At 70.1% G+C, this 18559-nt stretch carries 16 protein-coding genes and 1 pseudogene; 5 read left to right on the top strand and 12 right to left on the bottom strand.

Going from position 1 to position 18559, the window contains the following annotated elements; translation table 11 throughout:
• Positions 1 to 15: 15 nt before the first annotated feature.
• Entirely contained in the window at positions 16 to 2748 is a 2733-nt protein-coding gene (locus AB5J53_RS01845; protein WP_369243890.1) for a SpoIIE family protein phosphatase, read from the bottom strand.
• 187 nt (positions 2749 to 2935) lie between these two features.
• Between AB5J53_RS01845 and AB5J53_RS01840 the strand changes: the two genes are divergently transcribed.
• On the top strand, positions 2936 to 3172 hold the full coding sequence (locus AB5J53_RS01840) for a DUF6296 family protein (RefSeq protein ID WP_369243889.1): 237 nt from the start codon (positions 2936 to 2938) through the stop codon (positions 3170 to 3172).
• Here AB5J53_RS01840 and AB5J53_RS01835 read toward each other — a convergent pair.
• The 7 genes from AB5J53_RS01835 to dnaK form a co-directional block, all read right to left on the bottom strand.
• A complete protein-coding gene (locus tag AB5J53_RS01835; protein WP_369243888.1) occupies positions 3133 to 3693 on the bottom strand; it encodes a GNAT family N-acetyltransferase in 561 nt (186 codons plus the stop codon). The genes AB5J53_RS01840 and AB5J53_RS01835 overlap by 40 nt on opposite strands.
• A gap of 194 nt (positions 3694 to 3887) precedes the next feature.
• Positions 3888 to 4331, bottom strand: coding sequence for a thioredoxin (trxA, locus tag AB5J53_RS01830; RefSeq protein WP_369243887.1), 444 nt, complete (start codon positions 4329 to 4331; stop codon positions 3888 to 3890).
• Between the two features lie 5 nt (positions 4332 to 4336).
• Positions 4337 to 6979, bottom strand: coding sequence for an ATP-dependent chaperone ClpB (gene clpB, locus AB5J53_RS01825; RefSeq protein ID WP_369243886.1), 2643 nt, complete (start codon positions 6977 to 6979; stop codon positions 4337 to 4339).
• Positions 6970 to 7365 (bottom strand): chaperone modulator CbpM, encoded by a 396-nt coding sequence (locus AB5J53_RS01820; RefSeq protein WP_369243885.1) that lies wholly within the window; start codon positions 7363 to 7365, stop codon positions 6970 to 6972. The genes clpB and AB5J53_RS01820 overlap by 10 nt, the downstream gene beginning before the upstream one ends.
• Complete coding sequence (locus tag AB5J53_RS01815; RefSeq protein WP_369243884.1) at positions 7362 to 8315, bottom strand: DnaJ C-terminal domain-containing protein; 954 nt, start codon at positions 8313 to 8315, stop codon at positions 7362 to 7364. Before AB5J53_RS01815 ends, AB5J53_RS01820 begins: the two co-directional genes overlap by 4 nt.
• Positions 8316 to 8321: 6 nt before the next feature.
• Positions 8322 to 8870, bottom strand: coding sequence for a nucleotide exchange factor GrpE (locus AB5J53_RS01810; protein ID WP_369243883.1), 549 nt, complete (start codon positions 8868 to 8870; stop codon positions 8322 to 8324).
• A 9-nt stretch (positions 8871 to 8879) separates the two neighbouring features.
• A complete protein-coding gene (gene dnaK / locus AB5J53_RS01805; protein ID WP_369243882.1) occupies positions 8880 to 10772 on the bottom strand; it encodes a molecular chaperone DnaK in 1893 nt (630 codons plus the stop codon).
• A 363-nt stretch (positions 10773 to 11135) separates the two neighbouring features.
• On the opposite strand from dnaK, the gene AB5J53_RS01800 reads away from it, so the two are divergent.
• Positions 11136 to 12941, top strand: coding sequence for a PucR family transcriptional regulator (locus AB5J53_RS01800; RefSeq protein ID WP_369243881.1), 1806 nt, complete (start codon positions 11136 to 11138; stop codon positions 12939 to 12941).
• Positions 12942 to 12965: 24 nt separating this feature from the next.
• Here AB5J53_RS01800 and AB5J53_RS01795 read toward each other — a convergent pair.
• Positions 12966 to 13208, bottom strand: a pseudogene (locus tag AB5J53_RS01795) (ABC transporter); the annotation flags it as partial.
• 107 nt (positions 13209 to 13315) lie between these two features.
• Between AB5J53_RS01795 and AB5J53_RS01790 the strand changes: the two are divergent.
• Complete coding sequence (locus AB5J53_RS01790; RefSeq protein WP_369243880.1) at positions 13316 to 14164, top strand: SMP-30/gluconolactonase/LRE family protein; 849 nt, start codon at positions 13316 to 13318, stop codon at positions 14162 to 14164.
• Between the two features lie 13 nt (positions 14165 to 14177).
• Here the strand turns inward: AB5J53_RS01790 and AB5J53_RS01785 are convergent, their stop codons facing one another.
• Both AB5J53_RS01785 and AB5J53_RS01780 read right to left on the bottom strand, forming a co-directional pair.
• Positions 14178 to 14771: a hypothetical protein gene (locus AB5J53_RS01785; protein WP_369243879.1), complete on the bottom strand. Its 594-nt coding sequence runs from the start codon at positions 14769 to 14771 to the stop codon at positions 14178 to 14180.
• Between the two features lie 67 nt (positions 14772 to 14838).
• Entirely contained in the window at positions 14839 to 15276 is a 438-nt protein-coding gene (locus AB5J53_RS01780; protein ID WP_369243878.1) for an Lrp/AsnC family transcriptional regulator, read from the bottom strand.
• A gap of 170 nt (positions 15277 to 15446) precedes the next feature.
• On the opposite strand from AB5J53_RS01780, the gene AB5J53_RS01775 reads away from it, so the two are divergent.
• On the top strand, positions 15447 to 16721 hold the full coding sequence (locus AB5J53_RS01775) for an ArgE/DapE family deacylase (RefSeq protein WP_369243877.1): 1275 nt from the start codon (positions 15447 to 15449) through the stop codon (positions 16719 to 16721).
• 23 nt (positions 16722 to 16744) lie between these two features.
• Here AB5J53_RS01775 and AB5J53_RS01770 read toward each other — a convergent pair whose 3' ends face one another.
• Positions 16745 to 17365 (bottom strand): L-threonylcarbamoyladenylate synthase, encoded by a 621-nt coding sequence (locus AB5J53_RS01770; RefSeq protein ID WP_369243876.1) that lies wholly within the window; start codon positions 17363 to 17365, stop codon positions 16745 to 16747.
• Between the two features lie 112 nt (positions 17366 to 17477).
• On the opposite strand from AB5J53_RS01770, the gene AB5J53_RS01765 reads away from it, so the two are divergent.
• Positions 17478 to 18551 carry a dihydrodipicolinate reductase gene (locus tag AB5J53_RS01765; protein WP_369243875.1) on the top strand — a complete coding sequence of 358 codons (1074 nt, stop codon included), beginning with the start codon at positions 17478 to 17480 and terminating at the stop codon, positions 18549 to 18551.
• The last annotated feature ends 8 nt before the right edge of the window (positions 18552 to 18559 follow it).

The raw sequence follows: 18559 nt of genomic DNA, 5'->3' as shown, positions 1-18559 counted from the left end.
GGTTGAGCCGCAGGATCACGGCAGGGGCTGTTCCGCCCAGATCACCTTGCCGGCGAGGTTGTAGCGGGTGCCCCAGCGCTCGGCGACCTGGGCGACCAGGAACAGGCCGCGTCCGCCCTCGTCCGTGGTGGCCGCGTAGCGCAGGTGGGGTGAGGTGCTGCTGCCGTCGAAGACCTCGCAGATCAGGCTGCGGTCGCGCAACACACGGACCCGGATAGGACCGCTGCCGTAACGGATCGCGTTGGTGACCAGCTCGCTGAGGATGAGCTCCGTGGTGAACGCCATCTCGTCCAGTCCCCACTCCGCCAGCTGCCGGGTGACCGAGGCGCGCACCTCGCCGACGGCGGCAGGTTCGGACGGCACCTCCCACTCCGCGATCCGGTCGGCAGCGAGCGCGTGGGTGCGAGCGACGATCAGGGCGATGTCGTCGCTCGGCCGGGCCGGAAGCAGGGCGTCGAGCACGGCCCGGCAGGTGTCCTCCGGCGACCGGTCGGCCCCGGCGAGGGCGGTGCGCAGCAGATCCAGACCGGTGTCGATGTCCCGTTCCCGGTCCTCGACGAGCCCGTCCGTGTACAGCACCAGGCGGCTTCCCTCCGCCAGCTCGAGCTCGGCCGTCTCGAACGGGAGGCTGCCCAGCCCGAGCGGCGGACCGGCGGGCACATCGGGGAAGTCGACGCTCCCGTCGGGACGCACCACCGCCGGCGGCGGGTGGCCGGCCCGTGCGACGGTGCAGAGCCGAGAGGTCGGGTCGTAGATGGCGTACAGACAGGTGGCGCCGGTGACCGCGGCTCTGCTCTCCTCCGCCACCTCGTCCTGGTCGATGCGGCCGACCAGTTCGTCCAGGAGCCCGAGGAGCTCGTCGGGCGGCAGGTCCAGGGAGGAGAAGTTGTGGACGGCGGTACGCAGCCGTCCCATGGTCGCCGCGGCGTGCAGCCCGTGGCCGACGACATCGCCCACGACGACCGCGACACGGGCTCCGGGCAGTGGCAGCACGTCGAACCAGTCCCCGCCGACCCCGGCCTGCGCGGGCAGGTAGCGATACGCGATGTCCAGGGCGCTCTGCTCGGGCAGGTTGCGCGGCAGCAGACTGCGCTGCAGCGTCACGGCCATGGTGTGCTCGCGGGTGTAGCGGCGCGCGTTGTCGATCGAGACCGCGGCTCGGGCGACCAGCTCCTCGGCCAGGGCCAGATCCTCCCCGTCGAAGGGTTCGGGCTTCTCGGAGCGCCAGAAGTTGACCACGCCCATCACCAGGGGGCCCACCCGCAGCGGGACGGTGATCAGTGAGTGGATGCCGTAGTCCACGACCCGCCCGGTGCGCTCCGGATCCTGGGCCAGCCAGCCCGGGGACCCACCGAGGTCGGGTTCGACGACTGCCTGTCCGGTGCGCAGGCTGTGGGCCTGCGGGGTGGAGGTGACGAATCCGATGTGCTCGCCCACCGGATAGAGCGGAGCGTCCTTCCGGATTCCGCCGGAGGCCGTGCGGCGCAGATCGGTGCCCACGTCCGGCTCCTGCCCGTTCAGCACGGCGTCGGCGAGATCCACGGTGACGAAGTCCGCGAACCGTGGGACGGCCACCTCCGCCAGTTCCTGGGCGGTGCGCGTCACGTCCAGGGTCGTCCCGATTCCCACGCCGGCGTCGTACAAGAGTTTGAGTCGCTCCCGCGCCACGTCGGCCCGGCCGGACAACGCGCGCAGTTCGGTCGAGTCACGGAGCGTCGCGACGCTGCCGGCCGGGCCGCCCTGAAGGTCCGTGGGCCGTTGGTTGATGGCCAGCAACCGGTCGCCCACCAGGTGCACCTCGTCGGTGGCGACGCGTCCCGAGGCCAGCAGGTCGGCGGTGTCCGCGTCGAGACCGAGATCGCGGACGTCCCGTCCCTCGGCGTTGTCGGGCAGGTCGAGCAGTCGGTTCGCCTCGTCGTTGGCGAGCAGCAGCTGTCCCTCGTCGCCGACGATGATCACTCCCTCACGGACGGCGTGCAGTACCGCGTCGTGGTGCTCGTACATGCGGGTCATCTCGTACGGGCCCAGGCCGCGGGTCTGGCGCATGAGGCGCCTGCTCACGAGCGCCGTCCCGCCGGTCGCCAGCGCCAGCGCGACGCCCGCGGAGGTCAGCATGAGCGGCAGCTGCCGGTCCGCGACACCGCCCACGTTCGCGGTGGTGATGCCGGCCGACACCAGGCCCACCACCTTGCCGTCGGGCGCCTTGATGGGAACCGTGGCCTGCACCAGCGGCCCGATGGTTCCCGTGATCTGCTCGACGGTGGGGTGACCGGCCAGCGCGGGTGCGAGGGTTCCGACGAACTTCTTTCCGATCCGGTCGGGCTTGGGATGGGTGTAGCGGATCCCGTCGGTGTTCATCACGACGATGAAGTCCACCTTCGACGCCTTGCGGGCGGCTTCGGCTCGCGGCTGAAGCACAGCCGTGGGGTCGGGCGCGCTGAGCGCCGCGCGGGTGCCCGGCGCGTTGGCGAAGGTCTCGGCGACGGCGAGCGAACGGTTGCGGGCCTCCTGGGTGCTGTCGTGACGTACCTGGAGCACCAGCGCCACCACCCCGGACACGACCAGGAGCAGCACGATCACCACTTGCAGGAGGAAGACCTGCCCGGCGACGCTGCGCCCGCTCAGCGCCGACCTGGGCCCGGCGGACGGGCTGCGTCGGTGCCTGCCTCCGTGTGGCCCATGCTGATCGAGGGGGGTCTTGAGGCGGCGGGTCGACTGAGCCCGGGATCGACCCAATAGTCCGACCATGTGCCTATGTCTACACTGCCCGGCGCCCGGAGGCGAGAGGCGTCACGCAATGTGAACGAAGCTCGCCGGGGCCGTGTGGCGCGGGCCCACGCCGTCGGTTGTCGCGAGTGCTGCCGTCGAGGGGATCTGGCCGCATCATGGAGGGGTACCCATTTGCCCGCATTCGTTCCCAGCGTGGGAGGGCGTCATGAAGACCATGGACCGCTACCGGCTGACCTTCACGCACCCCGGATCGGGTACCAGCGTCGTGACGGACGAGGTGGTCGTCGAAAGGACCGACGCCCTCGGCCCGGGCGGCAACCCGGTGTACTGCGATCCGACGGGCATCCTCCGTGCCGAGATCAGCCCGGCGGGGGAGGTACGCATGCTGGCCAGTGGCGCCTATCAGTCGCCGATCATCCCCTCCGCCGAACCGATTCCCTGAACGGCGTCGTCCGCCCATTCGGGCACCGCCCGGTCCGTGTCTCGCAGCTCCCGGACGAAGCGAAGGCCCGGGCGGCCGCTCAGCAGGATCTCGCCGACGGACCGAAATCCCGTACGGGCCAGGACCGTTCGCGAACCGGTGTTGTCGAGGGTCGTGGCGGCCCGCAGTGTGCTCAGGCCATACTCCGCGACGGCCAGGGCACAGACTTCGCGCACGGCTGTCGTGGCGAGTCCCCGCCCGGCAGCCCGCTCGGCGATCCGATAGCCGAGATCGGCCGAACCGTCCGCCACGTCGACCAAGTTGACGCGTCCCAGCACCGCACCGCTGTCGTCCATCACGAGATGGAAGAAGCGCAGCCCCGCCGCCTGCTCGGCGAGCAACTCGTCGTGCCGTGCGTCGAAGTGGGCGAAGTACTCGTCGCCTCGGTCGGGAATCGAGGCGGCGAAGTAGTCCCGGTTCTCCCGCTCGAACCGAAGAAGAGCCGGGGCGTGGTCGAGACGGAGGAGTTGAAGTCGAGGCATCAGGCAATGCTATGCGCCCTCTTGTCGCGGAAGGGAGTTCCCCCGGCGCGTTCTCCGCTGCCGTCCGGACCAAGTCGCCCTCCTGCGCCCGGTGTTCGTGCACGAGCCGGACGGCGATGGCGCCCTCGCCCACCGCGGAGGCCACCCGCTCGACGGAGCCGCTTCTCACGTCTCCGGCGCAGCGGGAGGCGGGTTCACCGGCGAACCGCCAGGCTCTCCTCGACCCACTGCCGCAGCGCCGGAGCGGGTGCCGCGCCCGTCTTGCGGGAGATCACCTCGCCCTTGTCGAGGAGGAGAAGGGTCGGCACGGCCTGCACCTGGAAGCGCTGGGCGAGCCGTGGATTCTGGTCGATGTCGACCTTGACCAACTTGACCTGCCCGGCGAGCTGGTGGGCCACCTGTTCCAGTGCGGGGCTGACCATTCGGCAGGGCCCGCACCAGGTGGCCCACAGGTCGACCAGAACGTACGGCTTCGCCTGCTCGGCGATCTCCGCGAAGTCCTGGTCGCCGGCGTCGGCGATCCACGCGAGCGGGGAGCGGCAGTTCCCGCAGCGCGGGGCGCCCTCGGCCGCCGCCGGTACCCGGTTCTTGCGGCCGCACTGGTCGCAGACGATCGTCCTGCTCCGGCTCGTGGCCATCGGACTCACGCGGCTTTCCGCACGTCCCGCTCGGTCGACTCGCCGTAGGTGATGACCAGTTCGCCGTTCTGCGCGTCGACCCGGATCGCCGTGCCGTCCTGCACGTCACCGCGGATCAGTGCCCGCCCGATGAGCGTCTCGACCTCGTGGGAGATGTACCGGCGCAGCGGGCGTGCTCCGTACACGGGGTCGAAGCCCTGTTGGGCGATGAGATCACGCGCGGGGTTGCTGAGTTCGACGGTGATCTGCCGTTCGGCCAGACGCTTGCGCAGGTCGTTGAACTGCAGCTCCACGATGTGCTCGATCTGGGTCATGCCCAGCGGCTTGAACAGCACGATGTCGTCGACCCGGTTGAGGAACTCGGGCCGGAAGTGGCTCTGCAGCTCGCTCAGGACCAGGGCCCGCACGTCGGGCTTGATCTCGCCGTCGGCGGTCACCCCGTCGAGAAGGTGGGCCGAACCGATGTTGGACGTCATGATGACCACGGTGTTGCGGAAGTCGACGGTGCGGCCCTGGGAGTCGGTGATCCGGCCGTCGTCGAGCACCTGGAGAAGGGTGTTGAACACATCGGCGTGGGCCTTCTCGATCTCGTCGAACAGCACCACCGAGTACGGCTTGCGGCGCACCGCCTCGGTGAGCTGGCCGCCCTCCTCGTAGCCGACGTACCCGGGAGGCGCTCCCACCAGCCTGCTGACCGTGTGCCGTTCCTGGTACTCGCTCATGTCCAGGCGGATCATGTTCTCCTCGGAGTCGAAGAGGGCTGCCGCGAGCGTCTTGGCCAGCTCGGTCTTCCCGACCCCCGTGGGGCCGAGGAAGATGAACGAACCGATGGGCCGGCGCGGATCGCGAATGCCCGAACGGGCCCGGATGATCGCGTCGGTGACCAGCTTGACCGCCTCGTCCTGGCCGACCACCCTCTCGGTGAGGATCTCGTCGAGGCGCAGCAGCTTCTCGCGCTCGCCCTCCTGCAGACGGGTGACGGGGATGCCGGTCCAGGCCGCGACGATCTCCGCGATCTCGTCCTCCGTCACCACCTCGCGCAGCAGCCGGTTCTCGCCCTGCTTGGTGTCCAGCCGCTCCTCTTCGGCCGCCAGCCGGCGGTCGAGTTCGGTGAGCGTGCCGTAGCGCAGCTCCGCGGCACGGTTGAGGTCGTAGGCGCGTTCCGCCTCCTCGGCCTCCTGCCGCACCTGCTCCAGCTCCTGGCGCAGGTCCTGTACGCGGCGGATGGCCTGGCGTTCGGCCTCCCACTGGGCGTGCATGGCGTCGGACTCGGCGCGCAGGTCGGACAGTTCGCGGCGCAGCTCGTCCAGGCGCTTGGCGCTGGCCGGGTCGCTCTCCTTGGCGAGCGCCGCGTCCTCGATCTCCAGGCGGGTCACCCGGCGGGTGATCTCGTCCAGTTCGGCCGGCATGGAGTCGATCTCGGTCCGCAGCCGCGCGCAGGCCTCGTCGACGAGGTCGATGGCCTTGTCGGGCAGGAACCGGTCGGAGATGTAACGGTGGCTCAGCGTCGCCGCCGCGACCAGCGCGGTGTCCTGGATCTTCACGCCGTGGAAGACCTCCAGGCGCTCGCGCAGCCCGCGCAGGATGGAGACGGTGTCCTCCACGCTCGGCTCGTCCACCAGTACTTGCTGGAAGCGGCGTTCGAGGGCGGCGTCGGTCTCGACGTACTTGCGGTACTCCTCCATGGTGGTGGCGCCGATCATGTGCAGCTCGCCGCGCGCCAGCATCGGCTTGAGCATGTTCCCCGCGTCCATCGCGCCCTCGGCGCCGCCGCCCGCGCCGACGACCGTGTGCAGTTCGTCGACGAAGAGCAGGATGCGCCCCTCGCCCGCCTTGACCTCGCTCAGCACGGCCTGCAGGCGCTCCTCGAACTCGCCTCGGTACTTGGCGCCCGCCACCAGCGAACTCATGTCGAGCGAGAAGATCGTGCGATCGCGCAGCCCGTCGGGCACGTCACCCCGCACGATGCGCTGCGCGAGACCTTCCACGATGGCGGTCTTGCCGACGCCCGGGTCACCGATGAGTACGGGGTTGTTCTTGGTCTTGCGGCTGAGGATCTGGATCACGCGACGGATCTCCGCGTCCCGGCCGATCACCGGGTCCATCCTGCCGCTGCGCGCCTCCGAGACCAGGTCACGGCCGTACTTCTCCAATGCCTCGTACGACGCTTCGGGCGTCGCCGAGGTGACGCGCTGGTGGCCGCGGATCCGGGTCAGCGCCGACAGGAACGCGTCCTTGGTGACGCCGTACTCCTTGAGCAGACGTCCGGCCGCGGTCCGCGAGCCCTCGTCGGTCAGCGCCAGGAGCAGGTGCTCGACGGACACGTACTCGTCCTTGAGCCGCTTGGCCTCCTGCTCGGCCGCGTCCAGCACCTTGGCCAGCCGCTGGGTGACGTACACCTGGCCGGGGGTGGCGCCGGGGCCGGTCACCTTCGGACGACGCGCCAACTCGTCGGAGAGGGCGGTGCGCAGGGCCCGGGTGTCGGCTCCGGACTGGTCGATCAGACGTGGTATCAGTCCGTCCGGCTGGTCGAGGAGGGCGAGGAGCAGATGCTCGCCGTCGACCTCGGTCTGGTTCAGCCGGCCGGCGATCGTCTGCGCTTCCTGCAGCGCTTGCTGGGACTTCTGGGTGAGCCGGTTCATATCCACGATTCATCACTCCTGGAGCCGGCGTTGCTGCGCCTCAGCGCGTCCTCCAACTCACTGATCCGGTCGAGCAGATCGAGCACCAGACCCAGGGAGGCGTAGTTGAGGGGGAGCGCGGCCCGTAGACGTTGGATGCGGGCGAGGGTGGCGGGAGCGGACGGCTCGAACCACAGCCGCCCGGCGGCGTCCCGGGTGGCGTCGACGAGGCCGAGGGCGACGAATCGCCGTACGAGGTCCGGATGGAGTCCGGACCGCCGGGCGACGACGTCGAGACCGAGCCGGCGGACCGGCACGAGGGCGGTGGTGCGGACCAGCACGTTCAGGCCCGGCCGGGAGACCGGGGTGGCCGTTCGGCGGTTCTCGCCGCCGGGACCAGGGGCTGTGGTCATCGGGGCCTCCTCGGATCGAAGGCGGACACGGCGGCCAGCTCCTCGAGGAGCTCACGCTCGCGGGCGGTGGGATCGGGCGGCACCATGACGCGGATCTCCGCGTACAAGTCCCCGCTCTTCCCACGCGGGTTGGGCATGCCCTCACCGCGCAGCCGTAGCCGACGGCCGCTGGACGAACCCGCGGGGACCGTGACCTTGGCCGTGCCGCCGGGGGTGGGCACCGGCACGGTCGCGCCGAGCGCCGCCTCCCAAGGCGTCACCGGGACGACGACGTGAATGTCGCGGCCCTCCAGACGGAAACGCGCGTCGGGCTTGATCCGAACCCGCAGATACAGGTCGCCCGATGGGGCGTCGCCACTGCCCTTCCCGCCCTCTCCGGCCAGCCGGATGCGCTGCCCGTCGGCCACGCCGCGCGGGATGTTGACGTCGTACGTCCGCTGTCCGCCCGGCCCGCCCAGGGTGACGCTGCGCTTGCCGCCCCGGTACGCCTCCTCGACGCCGAGCTGGATCTCGGCCTCCTGGTCGGCGCCGGGAACCGGTCCCCAGCCCCCGCCGCCACCCCGTCCGAAGATCCCGCCGAACAGGTCCTCGATGTCGATGCCGGAGCCGTCGAAGTCGACACCTTCGTCGGTGCGGAAGCGGACCCGGGTGCCGCCCGTTCCTCCTCTTGCGCCCCAGCCGCCACGGGCGCCCGCCCCGGCGGCCACCCGCTCGTCGTAGTCCTCCGGGATCTGCCGGAAGTTCTCACCGAAGCGGTCGAAGCGCTGCCGTGTCTTGGGGTCGGACAGCACGCTGTACGCGTCGTTGATCTCCTTGAAGCGTTCCTCGGCCTGTGGGTCCTTGTTGATGTCGGGGTGGTGCTTGCGCGCCAGCTTGCGAAAGGCCTGCTGGATCTCCTCCGAGCTCGCGTCGCGCGACACCCCGAGCACGTCGTAGTAGTCGCGTGCCATGGGGCGTCACTCCTGCCGCTTGCTGACCACGACGAACGCGGGACGCAGCTGCTTCCCGTCCGCGCCGTAGCCCGGACTCACCACCTGGGCCACGGTGTTCGGCTCGGCGTCGGGATCGTCGACCACGCCGACGACCTCGTGCCGGGTCGGGTCGAAGGGCACCCCGGTCTCCTCGTAGCGGGGGTATCCGAGGCCGCGCAGCACCTCGACGGCCTGATCGCGTACGGCTTCGACGCCCTTCAGCACGGCGGTCGGGTCCGCGTCGGCGTGGGCCAGAGCCCGTTCCAGATTGTCCAGAACGGGCAGCCAGGCCGCAGCCGTACGGGCGCGCTCGTCACCGCGTACGCGCTCCAGTTCCTTCGCGTGGCGCTTGCGCAGGTTGTCCAGATCGGCGAGCGCCCTGCGCCAGCGGTCCCGGAGTTCGTCGAGGGCCGCGGTCTGATCGTCCGCCTCCGGCTGCCGCGCGGTCGTGGCGTTCTCGACCGGCTGCTGTGCGGTCGGGTTCTCGACCGGTTGCTGCTCCGGGGGCGTCATCGGCTCCTGTCCGGTGGCCATGACCGCACCTCAGCTCTTGTCGAATTCCGCGTCGATCACGTCGTCTTCGGAACCCGCGGTGCTGCTCGCGGTCTCGTCCGCGCCGGCCTGGGCCTGGGCGGTCGCGCCCGCCTGGTGGGCGGCGAGCGAGGCCAGCATCTGCTGCAGCTCGGAGGTGAGCGGCCTGACCTTGTCCGGCGGCGCCTCCTGCTTGACCGCCTCCCGGGCGTCGGCGACGAGCATGTCCGCGCGGGCCCGCTCGTGCGAGGGAGCGGCGTCGCCCAGCTCGCTCAGCCGGCGTTCGACCTGGTAGGCCACGGCGTCGAGCTCGTTGCGGGCGTCCACGGCCTCGCGCAGCGCCTTGTCCTCGCCACGGTGGCGCTCGGCCTCCTGGATCATCCGCTCGACCTCGCCCTGGTCGAGGTTGGAGCCCTCGCTGATGGTGATGGACTGCTCCTTGCCGGTGTCCTTGTCCCGAGCGGTCACGTTCAGGATGCCGTTGGCGTCGATGTCGAAGGTGACCTCGACTTGCGGCTCACCGCGCGGTGCCGGGCGGATGTCCTTCAGCTGGAACCTGCCCAGGACCCGGTTGTCGGCGGCCAGTTCACGCTCGCCCTGCAGAGCGACGACGTCCACGGCCTCCTGGTTGTCCTCCGCGGTGGAGAAGGTCTCCGAGCGGCGGACCGGGATCGTGGTGTTCCGTTCGATGATCTTCGTCATGACACCACCACGGGTCTCCACGCCCAGCGACAGTGGTGTCACGTCGAGCAGCAGGACGTCCTTGACCTCGCCCTTGAGGACACCCGCCTGGATCGCGGCGCCCAGCGCCACGACCTCGTCCGGGTTGACGCTCATGTTCGGGTCCTTGCCGCCGGTCAGCCGGCGGACCAGGTTCTGCACGGCGGGTATGCGGGTGGAGCCGCCCACGAGGATGACCTCGTCGATGTCGCTCTCACTGACCTTGGCATCGGTCATCGCCTGCTTGACCGGCTCCATGGTCCGTTCCACCAGATCGGCGGTGATCTGCTCGAACTTGGACCGCATGATCGTCTCGGTCAGGTGCTTGGGACCGGAGGCGTCCGCGGTGATGAACGGCAGGCTGACCTGGGTCTGGGTGACCGAACTCAGCTCGGTCTTTGCCTTCTCCGCGGCTTCGAACAGCCGCTGCAGCGCCTGCGGGTCCTTGCGCAGGTCGATGCCGTTCTCCTTCTGGAAGGTGTCGGCCAGCAGGTCGACGAGCCGGCGGTCGAAGTCGTCGCCGCCGAGGTGGCTGTCACCGGCGGTCGACCGCACTTCCACGACCCCGTCGCCGACGTCCAGAATGCTGACGTCGAAGGTGCCGCCGCCGAGGTCGAAGACCAGCACCGTCTCGTGCTGCTTCTTGTCCATGCCGTACGCCAGTGCCGCCGCCGTCGGCTCGTTGATGATCCGGAGCACCTCGAGCCCCGCGATACGGCCGGCGTCCTTGGTCGCCTGGCGCTGGGCGTCGTTGAAGTACGCCGGCACGGTGATGACGGCCTCGGTGACCCGCTCGCCGAGCTGCTTGCCCGCGTCGTCGGCGAGCTTGCGCAGCACCTGGGCGCTGATCTCCTCGGGCGCGTAGAGCTTGTCGCGCACCTTGAAGCGGGCGACGCCGCCCTCGCCCTCGACGACGTCGTACGCCACCGCCTTGGCCTCGTCGGATATCTCGTCGTAATGCCGGCCGATGAACCGTTTGGCCGAGTAGATGGTGCCCTTGGGATTGAGGATCGCCTGGCGCCTGGCCAGCTGACCCACCAGACGTTCGCCCCCTTCGGCGAAGGCGACGATGGAAGGCGTCGTACGCGAGCCTTCGGCGTTCGGTACGACGGTCGCTTCACCGCCTTCCCACACGGCGATCACGGAGTTGGTGGTGCCCAGATCGATTCCGACTGCCTTGGCCATGAGGAACTCCTTTGCCTGCCACCCAGGCATCCACCCGCACCCGGTGGTGGCGGCTGTGTTCAGGTGAGGGGCCGTGTCGTCCGCGCGCTCCCGCGGAGCCTTCGGTGTCGGCGAGCGCCCCGCCAGTCGCTGTCGGCGTGCACGAAAGCCCCGTGCGAACACGGATTCGTGGTTCGTCGTTCCTGTCCCTGCCAGCCTGTTACAGGACCAAGGGAGGACGCTTGCTCCCGACGGGGCCAAATTCCGCCCTCGACTCAGCCTCGGAGCACAGGGGAACAGATGTACACCACCGCCGGGCAGCGATCCCTGCTCCGGCCATCGGCTCGGCAAGCGGTCGAACAGGGCAAAAGTTAGTATTGCCCCATGCCTGGCATGGCGGACGACGTCGCAGGTGCCGCGGACCAGAGCTACGAACCGGGTGGGCTCTACAGTCACGCGCCGACCACGGCCCCGGCCACCTGGGGGCGTCGGCAGCTGGCGAGCCTGTACAACCTCTTCGCGCTTGCCATGACCATGTTCGACGGGCGCTCGGGGGAGGAGATCCTCCAGCTGGCCATGGAGGAGGTACCGCGTCTCGGAGGCTGTCGGCCGGAGGGCTGTTATCTGCTCCGGGACGGACACTTCGCCCTGGCGGCCAGCCCGGGCGTGGAGTCCCTCGGCAGTCACCCGCGGCAGGACATGCCCGAACCGGCCGACCAGCTGGCCGCACTCGATGGCGAGGACGGCGCCGTCAAGTTCGCGGAGGGCGGCTGGGGATGGGCGGCAGGCCTGCGATGCGCCGACGAACTCCGCGGCTACCTCGTCGTCAGCGCACCGAAGCCGCCGCCCGACGACGAACACTTCCTCCTGTACGCCCTTGCCCGGCCGACCGGCGCCGCGCTCTCCAACGCCGACGCGCGCCGCCGCGACCGCGAGTACGCCCGGCAGCTGTTCCGGGCCATCGAGGAGCGGGACGCGGTCAATGAAAGGCTCACCACGCTCGTGGCGGAGCTGGAGGGACAGCGCACCGTGCATGACGTCCTCAACCGGACCTACATCGCCGACGAGGGGGAGGCGGGGATCGCCGACGCCGTGCACGAACTGACCGGCCTGCCCACCCGCATCGAGGATCGTTTCGGGAACCTGATCGCCTCGGCCGGGCCCGGACCCGCCGAGACCGGCGACAAGCCCGATCCGTCGCAGCGGGAGCAGCTCATGCGGGCCGCGCTGCGCGATGTGACCCCCGTCCGCCGTGACGGCCGGCTCGTCGGGCTGGCCCGCCATCACGGCGAAGTCCTCGGAGCCATCGCGCTCATCGACCCCGCGGGCGCGGCGGGCTCGGCCGAGGAGTTCGCCCTCGGACACGCGTGCACGGCCCTGGCCCTCGAACTGGCCCACCGCCGCAGTCTGGCCGAGGTCGAGCTGCGGATGCGCCGGGAGCTGGTGGACGACCTGCTCACCGGCGCCGACGAGGGCGGCGCGTACGCCAGGGCGGAAGCGGTCGGCCACGACCTGCACGGACCGCAGCATGTCGTGGTAGTCCAGTGGCAGGCAACGGCCGCCGACGACCGGTTCATGGCAGCGGTGGGCCGTGCCGCGCAGGGACTGGGCCTCAGGTCACTGCTCGCGCGGCGCGCCGACATGGCGGTGCTCGTCGTGCGGGGCAAGCCGCGCGACACGGGCCTGTACGAAGCCGTGGCCGAGGAGTTGGGCTCTCATCAGGGCGCCGTGGGCATCGGCAGTCCGTGCGAGACCATGGCCGACATTCCCCATTCCTACGACAAGGCCGTCCGCGCGCTGAACGTACGGGGCCAGTCGCAGCCCCCGCACGGCACCACTGCCTACGAGGAGCTGGGCCTCTACCGCATACTCGACCGAGGCAACGACTCCCACGACGTGCAGTTGTTCGTCCGCGAATGGCTCGGCCCGCTCCTCGACTACGACCACGCCCACCACAGCGACCTGGTCCTCACCCTCACCCAGTACTTCGACCACGGCGGCAACTACGACGAGACGGCACACGCTCTCGCCGTCCACCGCAGCACGCTGCGCTACCGCTTGCAGCGCATCCGCGAGGTCAGCGGCCGGCGGCTCGACGACGTGGACAGCCGATTCAACCTTCAAGTGGCCACGCGGATCTGGAAAGTGAGCGGCTTCGCGGCCGAGGCCGGGCCGACCCGGCGCTCCTGACCACCGCGAGTCCGCAGGCCGTGCCTACGACTCGACGATGTGCCGCAGATAGGCGTGCGGGTCGGCGAGACAGCGGCGCCAGTGGTCCACGACGCCGAGCTCCTGCCAGGCGACCCTGCGCATGCCGTGCTCGCCGACCTCGACGATGTCCGCGCCCGGCAGGGCGGTCAGCGGTGGGGAGTGCGTGGCGCAGATGACCTGGCCGCCCTCCTTGGCCAACCGGTCGATGTGCCCGACCAGTTCGAGGCACGAGGTGAACGAGAGCGCCGTCATGCGGAGAGCTCATCAGGGGGCACGGCCCTGTCGATTCGGCGGGTGGCCGTTCGTTCAGGTAGTGAGACGTCGGCGTCGGCCGGCGCGGGACGAGGGCTGTGATGAGGATGAACGAGGTACGGACGCTGCTCGGCGGACGGGGACTGGTCGAGTCACCGCGCTGGCACGGGGACCGGTTGTACTTCTCCGACTGGTCCGCGGGCGAGGTCCTCGCCCTCGATCCGGCCGGCCGCAGCGAGGTGATCGCACGCGTGGCGTCGCTGCCGCTGTGCACCGACTGGCTCCCCGACGGGCGGATGGTGATCGTCTCGTCACCGGACGGGCAACTGCTGCGGCGGGAACCCGATGGCTCGCTGGGCACCTGTGCGGACCTGGGCAGGCCGGGCTGGAACGACATCGTGATCGACGGCCGCGGCAACACCTACGTCAATCGCGCCGACTTCAACCCGATGGCGGGGGAGGCCTTCAAGCCCGGCTCGGTCTCGGTGGTCACGCCCAACGGCGCGGTGCGCCAAGTGGCCGACGACATCGCGTTCCCCAACGGGATGGCGGTGACGCCCGACAACTCCACGCTGATCGTGGCGGACTCCTACCGGCACAGTCTGGTGGCCTTCGACGTAGGCGCGGACGGCGGGCTGTCCGGCCGGCGTGTCTGGGCCGACCTCGGGGAGGGCACCCCGGACGGCATCTGCGTCGACGCGCAGAACGCCGTCTGGTACGCCGATGTGCCGGGCCGGTGCTGTGTGCGTGTCGCCGAGGGCGGCACGGTGCTGGACCGGGTCGACCTGGACCGCGGAGGCTTCGCCTGCGCATTGGGCGGCCTCGACGGAACGACCCTGTTCATCGTGGCCGCCGGGTGGCAGGGGATGACGGCGTCCGAGCTGGTGACACCCGGTTCCGGGCAGGTGCTCGCCACCGAGGTCGAGGTACCGGGGGCGGGCTGGCCGTGACCCCGGCCGACGATCACCCCTCGGACGGGGCAGCCGGCGGACGTACTTCCAAGACGATTGCGGTGCCGGCCACGGTTCGGTCCTCATGCATGGTGATTCGGCGTCCCGGCTCAAGTTGCCGCCACGAGGAGGGAACGAGGGGTACGAGTCGCACCCGGCACCGTCCGCCGGGCTCGAGGAAGGGCACCTCCTCAAGCCACAGCGCCGCGATGTTGACCGACCGTTCACCAGTGGCCGTTCTGTGTCCGATGTCCCACATCGGCCGCAGAACTCCGGCCCCGTCGATGGGCGTTGTACGGCGGCCTTCCCCGGCCGGACGAAGTGTCAGGTCAGCCCGGATCATGCCGTTGCGGATCTCGGTACAGCGCCAGTGGCACCAGGCCGCACTCCGTTCCATCCGCAGCTGCTCGGCGGCGTCGCCGAGGGTCTCCCAGAACGTCAGAGGTAGCGGCCCGGCGTCCCCGAACTCCTCCAACAGACCGAGCGCGGTCTCCCACTCGTCGGCGACGAGGTACTCCCAGACCTCTCGTACCGTGACGTCGTTCTCGGTGGCCGTCTTCTCGGGGACCAACAGGCCGGCCGCTTCGAGTATTTCGGGGACGTCCATGCGCTGATTGTCGACCATGTCCTGGGGCAACCCTCGAAAGGGCGACCCACGTCTTGCCCCGTACCGATCACAGGCGTGGCCGGTCGATCAGCCGGGAGAGCACGATGACGCTTTCGGTGCGCTCGACGGGGGCGGTGGCCCGGACGTGCTGGATGGCCTGTTCCAGGTGGGTGATGTCCCTGGCCAGCATGTGAAGGACCGCGTCCGCGGCACCGGAGACCGTACAGGCCTCGACGACCTCCGGGATGTCCTCCAGCGCCTGGCGCAGTTCGGCGGGAGTGGGGTTGCCCCGGCAGTAGACCTCGACGAATGCCTCGGTGCGCCAGGCCAGCGTCTGGGGGTCGACGATGGCCGTGAAACCACGGATCGCGCCGGTCGAGACCAGGCGGTCGAGACGGCGCTTGGCGGCCGGCGCGGACAGCCCGGCCGCCTTGCCGATCTCGGCGTATGTGGACCGGGCGTTGCGCAGCACGCAGCGGATGATCTCCTCGTCGATCGAGTCCACGAGTGGCCTCCGGGCGTCAGGGGGTGGACGAGCACGCAATGATTCTCCAAAGTGCGCCAAATATTGCAAGTTACTGTCTGTGATCAGCAGGATTTGGCGATTGTTTGCGTCACCTTGACGGTCGTAGTCTCCGCTCGTCCTGACGTCGACGTGCTGGGAGCGGATTCGCCATGACAGCGATCCTGAGCGATGTGGAAGCAGCCGCGCTGGCCGCAGTCGATGAAGGGGCGATCGCCCGGACGCTGCTGGAACTGCTCGCCGTTCCGAGCGTGACGGGCAGCGCCGCGGAGTCCGAGCTGCAGCACAATCTGGCCCGGCACTTGCAACGACTGGATCTCGATGTCGACCTGTGGTCCATGAACGTGCCCGAGTTGCGCGCGCATCCCGGCTTTCCGGGCTGTGAGGCCCCGCGCGAGGAGGCCTGGGGGCTGGTGGGCAGCACGGGGAACGGCGGTGATGGCCCGACCCTCATACTCCAGGGTCATGTCGACGTCGTACCGCCCGGTGACCGCGCGCAGTGGGCGGGGGACCCGTTCGTCGCCCGCTGTGCGGGGGAGGTGATCCGTGCCCGTGGCGCGTGCGACATGAAGGCCGGAGTAGCGGCCGTGCTCGCGGCCGTGGCGGCGATCCGCGCCGTGGGGGCGGAGCTGCGCGGCCGTGTCGCGGCCCACTTCGTGGTCAGCGAGGAAGACGGCGGGCTCGGCGCGTTCGGCACACTCCAGCGCGGCCATATCGGGGACGCCTGCGTCATCACCGAACCGACCGGCGCCACGCTCGTGACCGCGAACGCCGGGGCGCTGACGTTCCGGATCGAGGTGCCCGGCAAGGCCACCCACGGCAGCACCCGTTATGCGGGGGTCAGCGCCCTCGACGCCTACCTGCCGATTCATCGCGCACTCGGCCGTCTGGAGACCGGCCGCAACGCCGACCCGCACCCCCTGATGGCCGAATACCCCATCCCCTACCCGCTGTCCGTGGGCACGGTCCGCTCGGGCGACTGGGCCAGCAGCGTCCCCGACCTGCTCGTGGTCGAAGGAAGACTGGGTGTCCGGCTGGGCGAGGACCCGTCACAGGCGCGTACGGAACTGGAGACGTGCGTCGCCGAAGCCTGCGCGGACGATCCATGGCTGCGCGCCCACCCCGCTACGGTGACCTGGCCCGGCGGCCAGTTCGCCAGCGGACGGCTGCCGATCGGGCACCCGCTCGCGGCGTTGGTCGGTGGCGCGCACGCCGAGGTCACCGGAAGTCACCGCCCGCACGAACACGGCGCGCCCTACGGCAGCGACCTGCGGCTGTACAGCGCGGCGGGTGTACCCACCGTGCAGTACGGACCCGGCGACGTGCGGCTGGCGCACGGGCCGCGGGAGCAGGTACACCTCGCCGAAGTCGTGACCGTCACCCGTGCGTTGGTGCTTGCCGCACTGCGCGCGGTCGGCACCAAGTAGCTCGAGTTCCTGCCTGTGCTGGGCTACTGGAACCGTGAGGGATCTCCCGCCCCCAGGCGTACGATCTCGGGCTCCGGGCCGGAGAAGTCGATGACGGTCGTCGGGTCGGTGCCGCAGTCACCGGAGTCGATCACGGCGTCCACCACATGGTCGAGCTGTTCCTTGATCTCCCAGCCCTGCGTCAGGGGTTTCTCCTCGTCGGGAAGGAGCAGCGTGCTCGACAGCAGCGGCTCGCCGAGTTCGGCGAGGAGGGCCTGGGCGACGACATGGTCGGGGATCCTGACCCCGACCGTCTTCTTCTTCGGATGCAGCAGCCTGCGCGGTGCCTCCTTCGTCGCGGGGAGGATGAAGGTGTAGTTGCCGGGGGTCGCCGCCTTCACCGTCCGGAACACCGCGTTGTCGACGCGTACGAAGTGGCCCAGCTGCGCGAAGTCCTGGCACATCAGGGTGAAGTGGTGCCGCTCGTCGAGCTGGCGGATCGAGCGGATGCGGTCGAGCCCATCCCGGTTGCCCAGGGCGCACCCGAGCGCGAAGCAGGAGTCCGTCGGATAGACGATGAGCCCTCCGGCGCGAACGATCTCGACCACCTGGCCGATGATGCGCCGTTGCGGGTTTTCCGGGTGCACGTCGAAGTACTTGGCCATGCGCCGAGCTTAGATCGGCGGCGGGGCCGTCCGGCCGACCGGCGCTCGCCTCCCGCATCTTCACCGGTCACGGCTATAGGAACCTCGAGGTCCTCTCGCTACCCTCCGCCGCATGATTTCCACGGTGGTCTGGGGTACCGGCAACGTCGGCCGCGCGGCCATCCGCGCCGTCGAGGCCCATCCGGCGCTGAAACTCGCGGCCGTGCTCGTGCACAACCCCGACAAGGTCGGCCGCGACGCGGGGGACCTCGCCGGGCTCGACCACGGACTGGGGGTCGCGGCCACCGACGACATCGACGCCGTACTGGCCGCCGGACCGCAGGCCGTGGTGTACGCGGCGTCCGGCGACATCCGGCCCGACGAGGCCCTCGCCGACATCGGCAGGGCGATCCGGGCCGGCGCGGTGGTCGTCACCCCCGCGCTCTACCCGCTCTACGACCAGCGCAACGCCCCGCCGGAGTTCCGGGACCCGGTGCTCGCCGCCATCGAGGACGGCGGCGGCTCCCTGTTCGTCTCCGGTGTCGACCCCGGCTGGGGCAACGACGTACTGCCCCTGTTGATCAGCGGTCTTGGCAGCGAGGTGGACGCGATCCGCTGTCAGGAGATCTTCGACTACTCCACGTACGAGCAGGAAGAATCCGTTCGGTATCTGGTCGGCATGGGCCGTCCGATGGACTACGAACCGCTGATGCTCGCGCCGTCGATCCCCACCATGGTGTGGGGCGGGCAGATACGGTTGATGGCCAGGGCGCTGGGTGTCGAACTCGACGAGATCCGCGAGACCATGGAGCGGCGCCCGCTCGACGCCACGGTGAGCACCCGGACGATGGGCGAGTTCGAGGCCGGAAACCAGGGTGCGGTCCGGTTCGAGGTACAGGGGATCGTCGGGGGCGAACCCCGGATCGTCATCGAGCACGTCACCCGGATCCACCCGTCCTGCGCACCGGACTGGCCGACGCCACCCGACGGCGACGGAGCCCATCGCGTGATCATCGAGGGCCGCCCCCGTATCCAGGTCACCGTGGAGGCCACCGACGAAGGCGAGAACCGCTCCGCGGGCGGGAACGCCACCGCGGTCGGCCGGCTGGTGAGCGCCATCGACTGGCTGGTGGACGCGGAACCCGGACTCTACGACGCGCTCGACGTCCCGCTGCGTCCCGCAGTCGGCAGACTCGGAAGGAAATGACCCATGAC

This window comes from Streptomyces sp. R41 (assembly GCF_041053055.1).
Taxonomy (GTDB): Bacteria; Actinomycetota; Actinomycetes; order Streptomycetales; family Streptomycetaceae; genus Streptomyces.
Note: the sequence above shows the minus strand (reverse complement) of the source record. Positions and strands in the feature narration are given on the sequence as shown.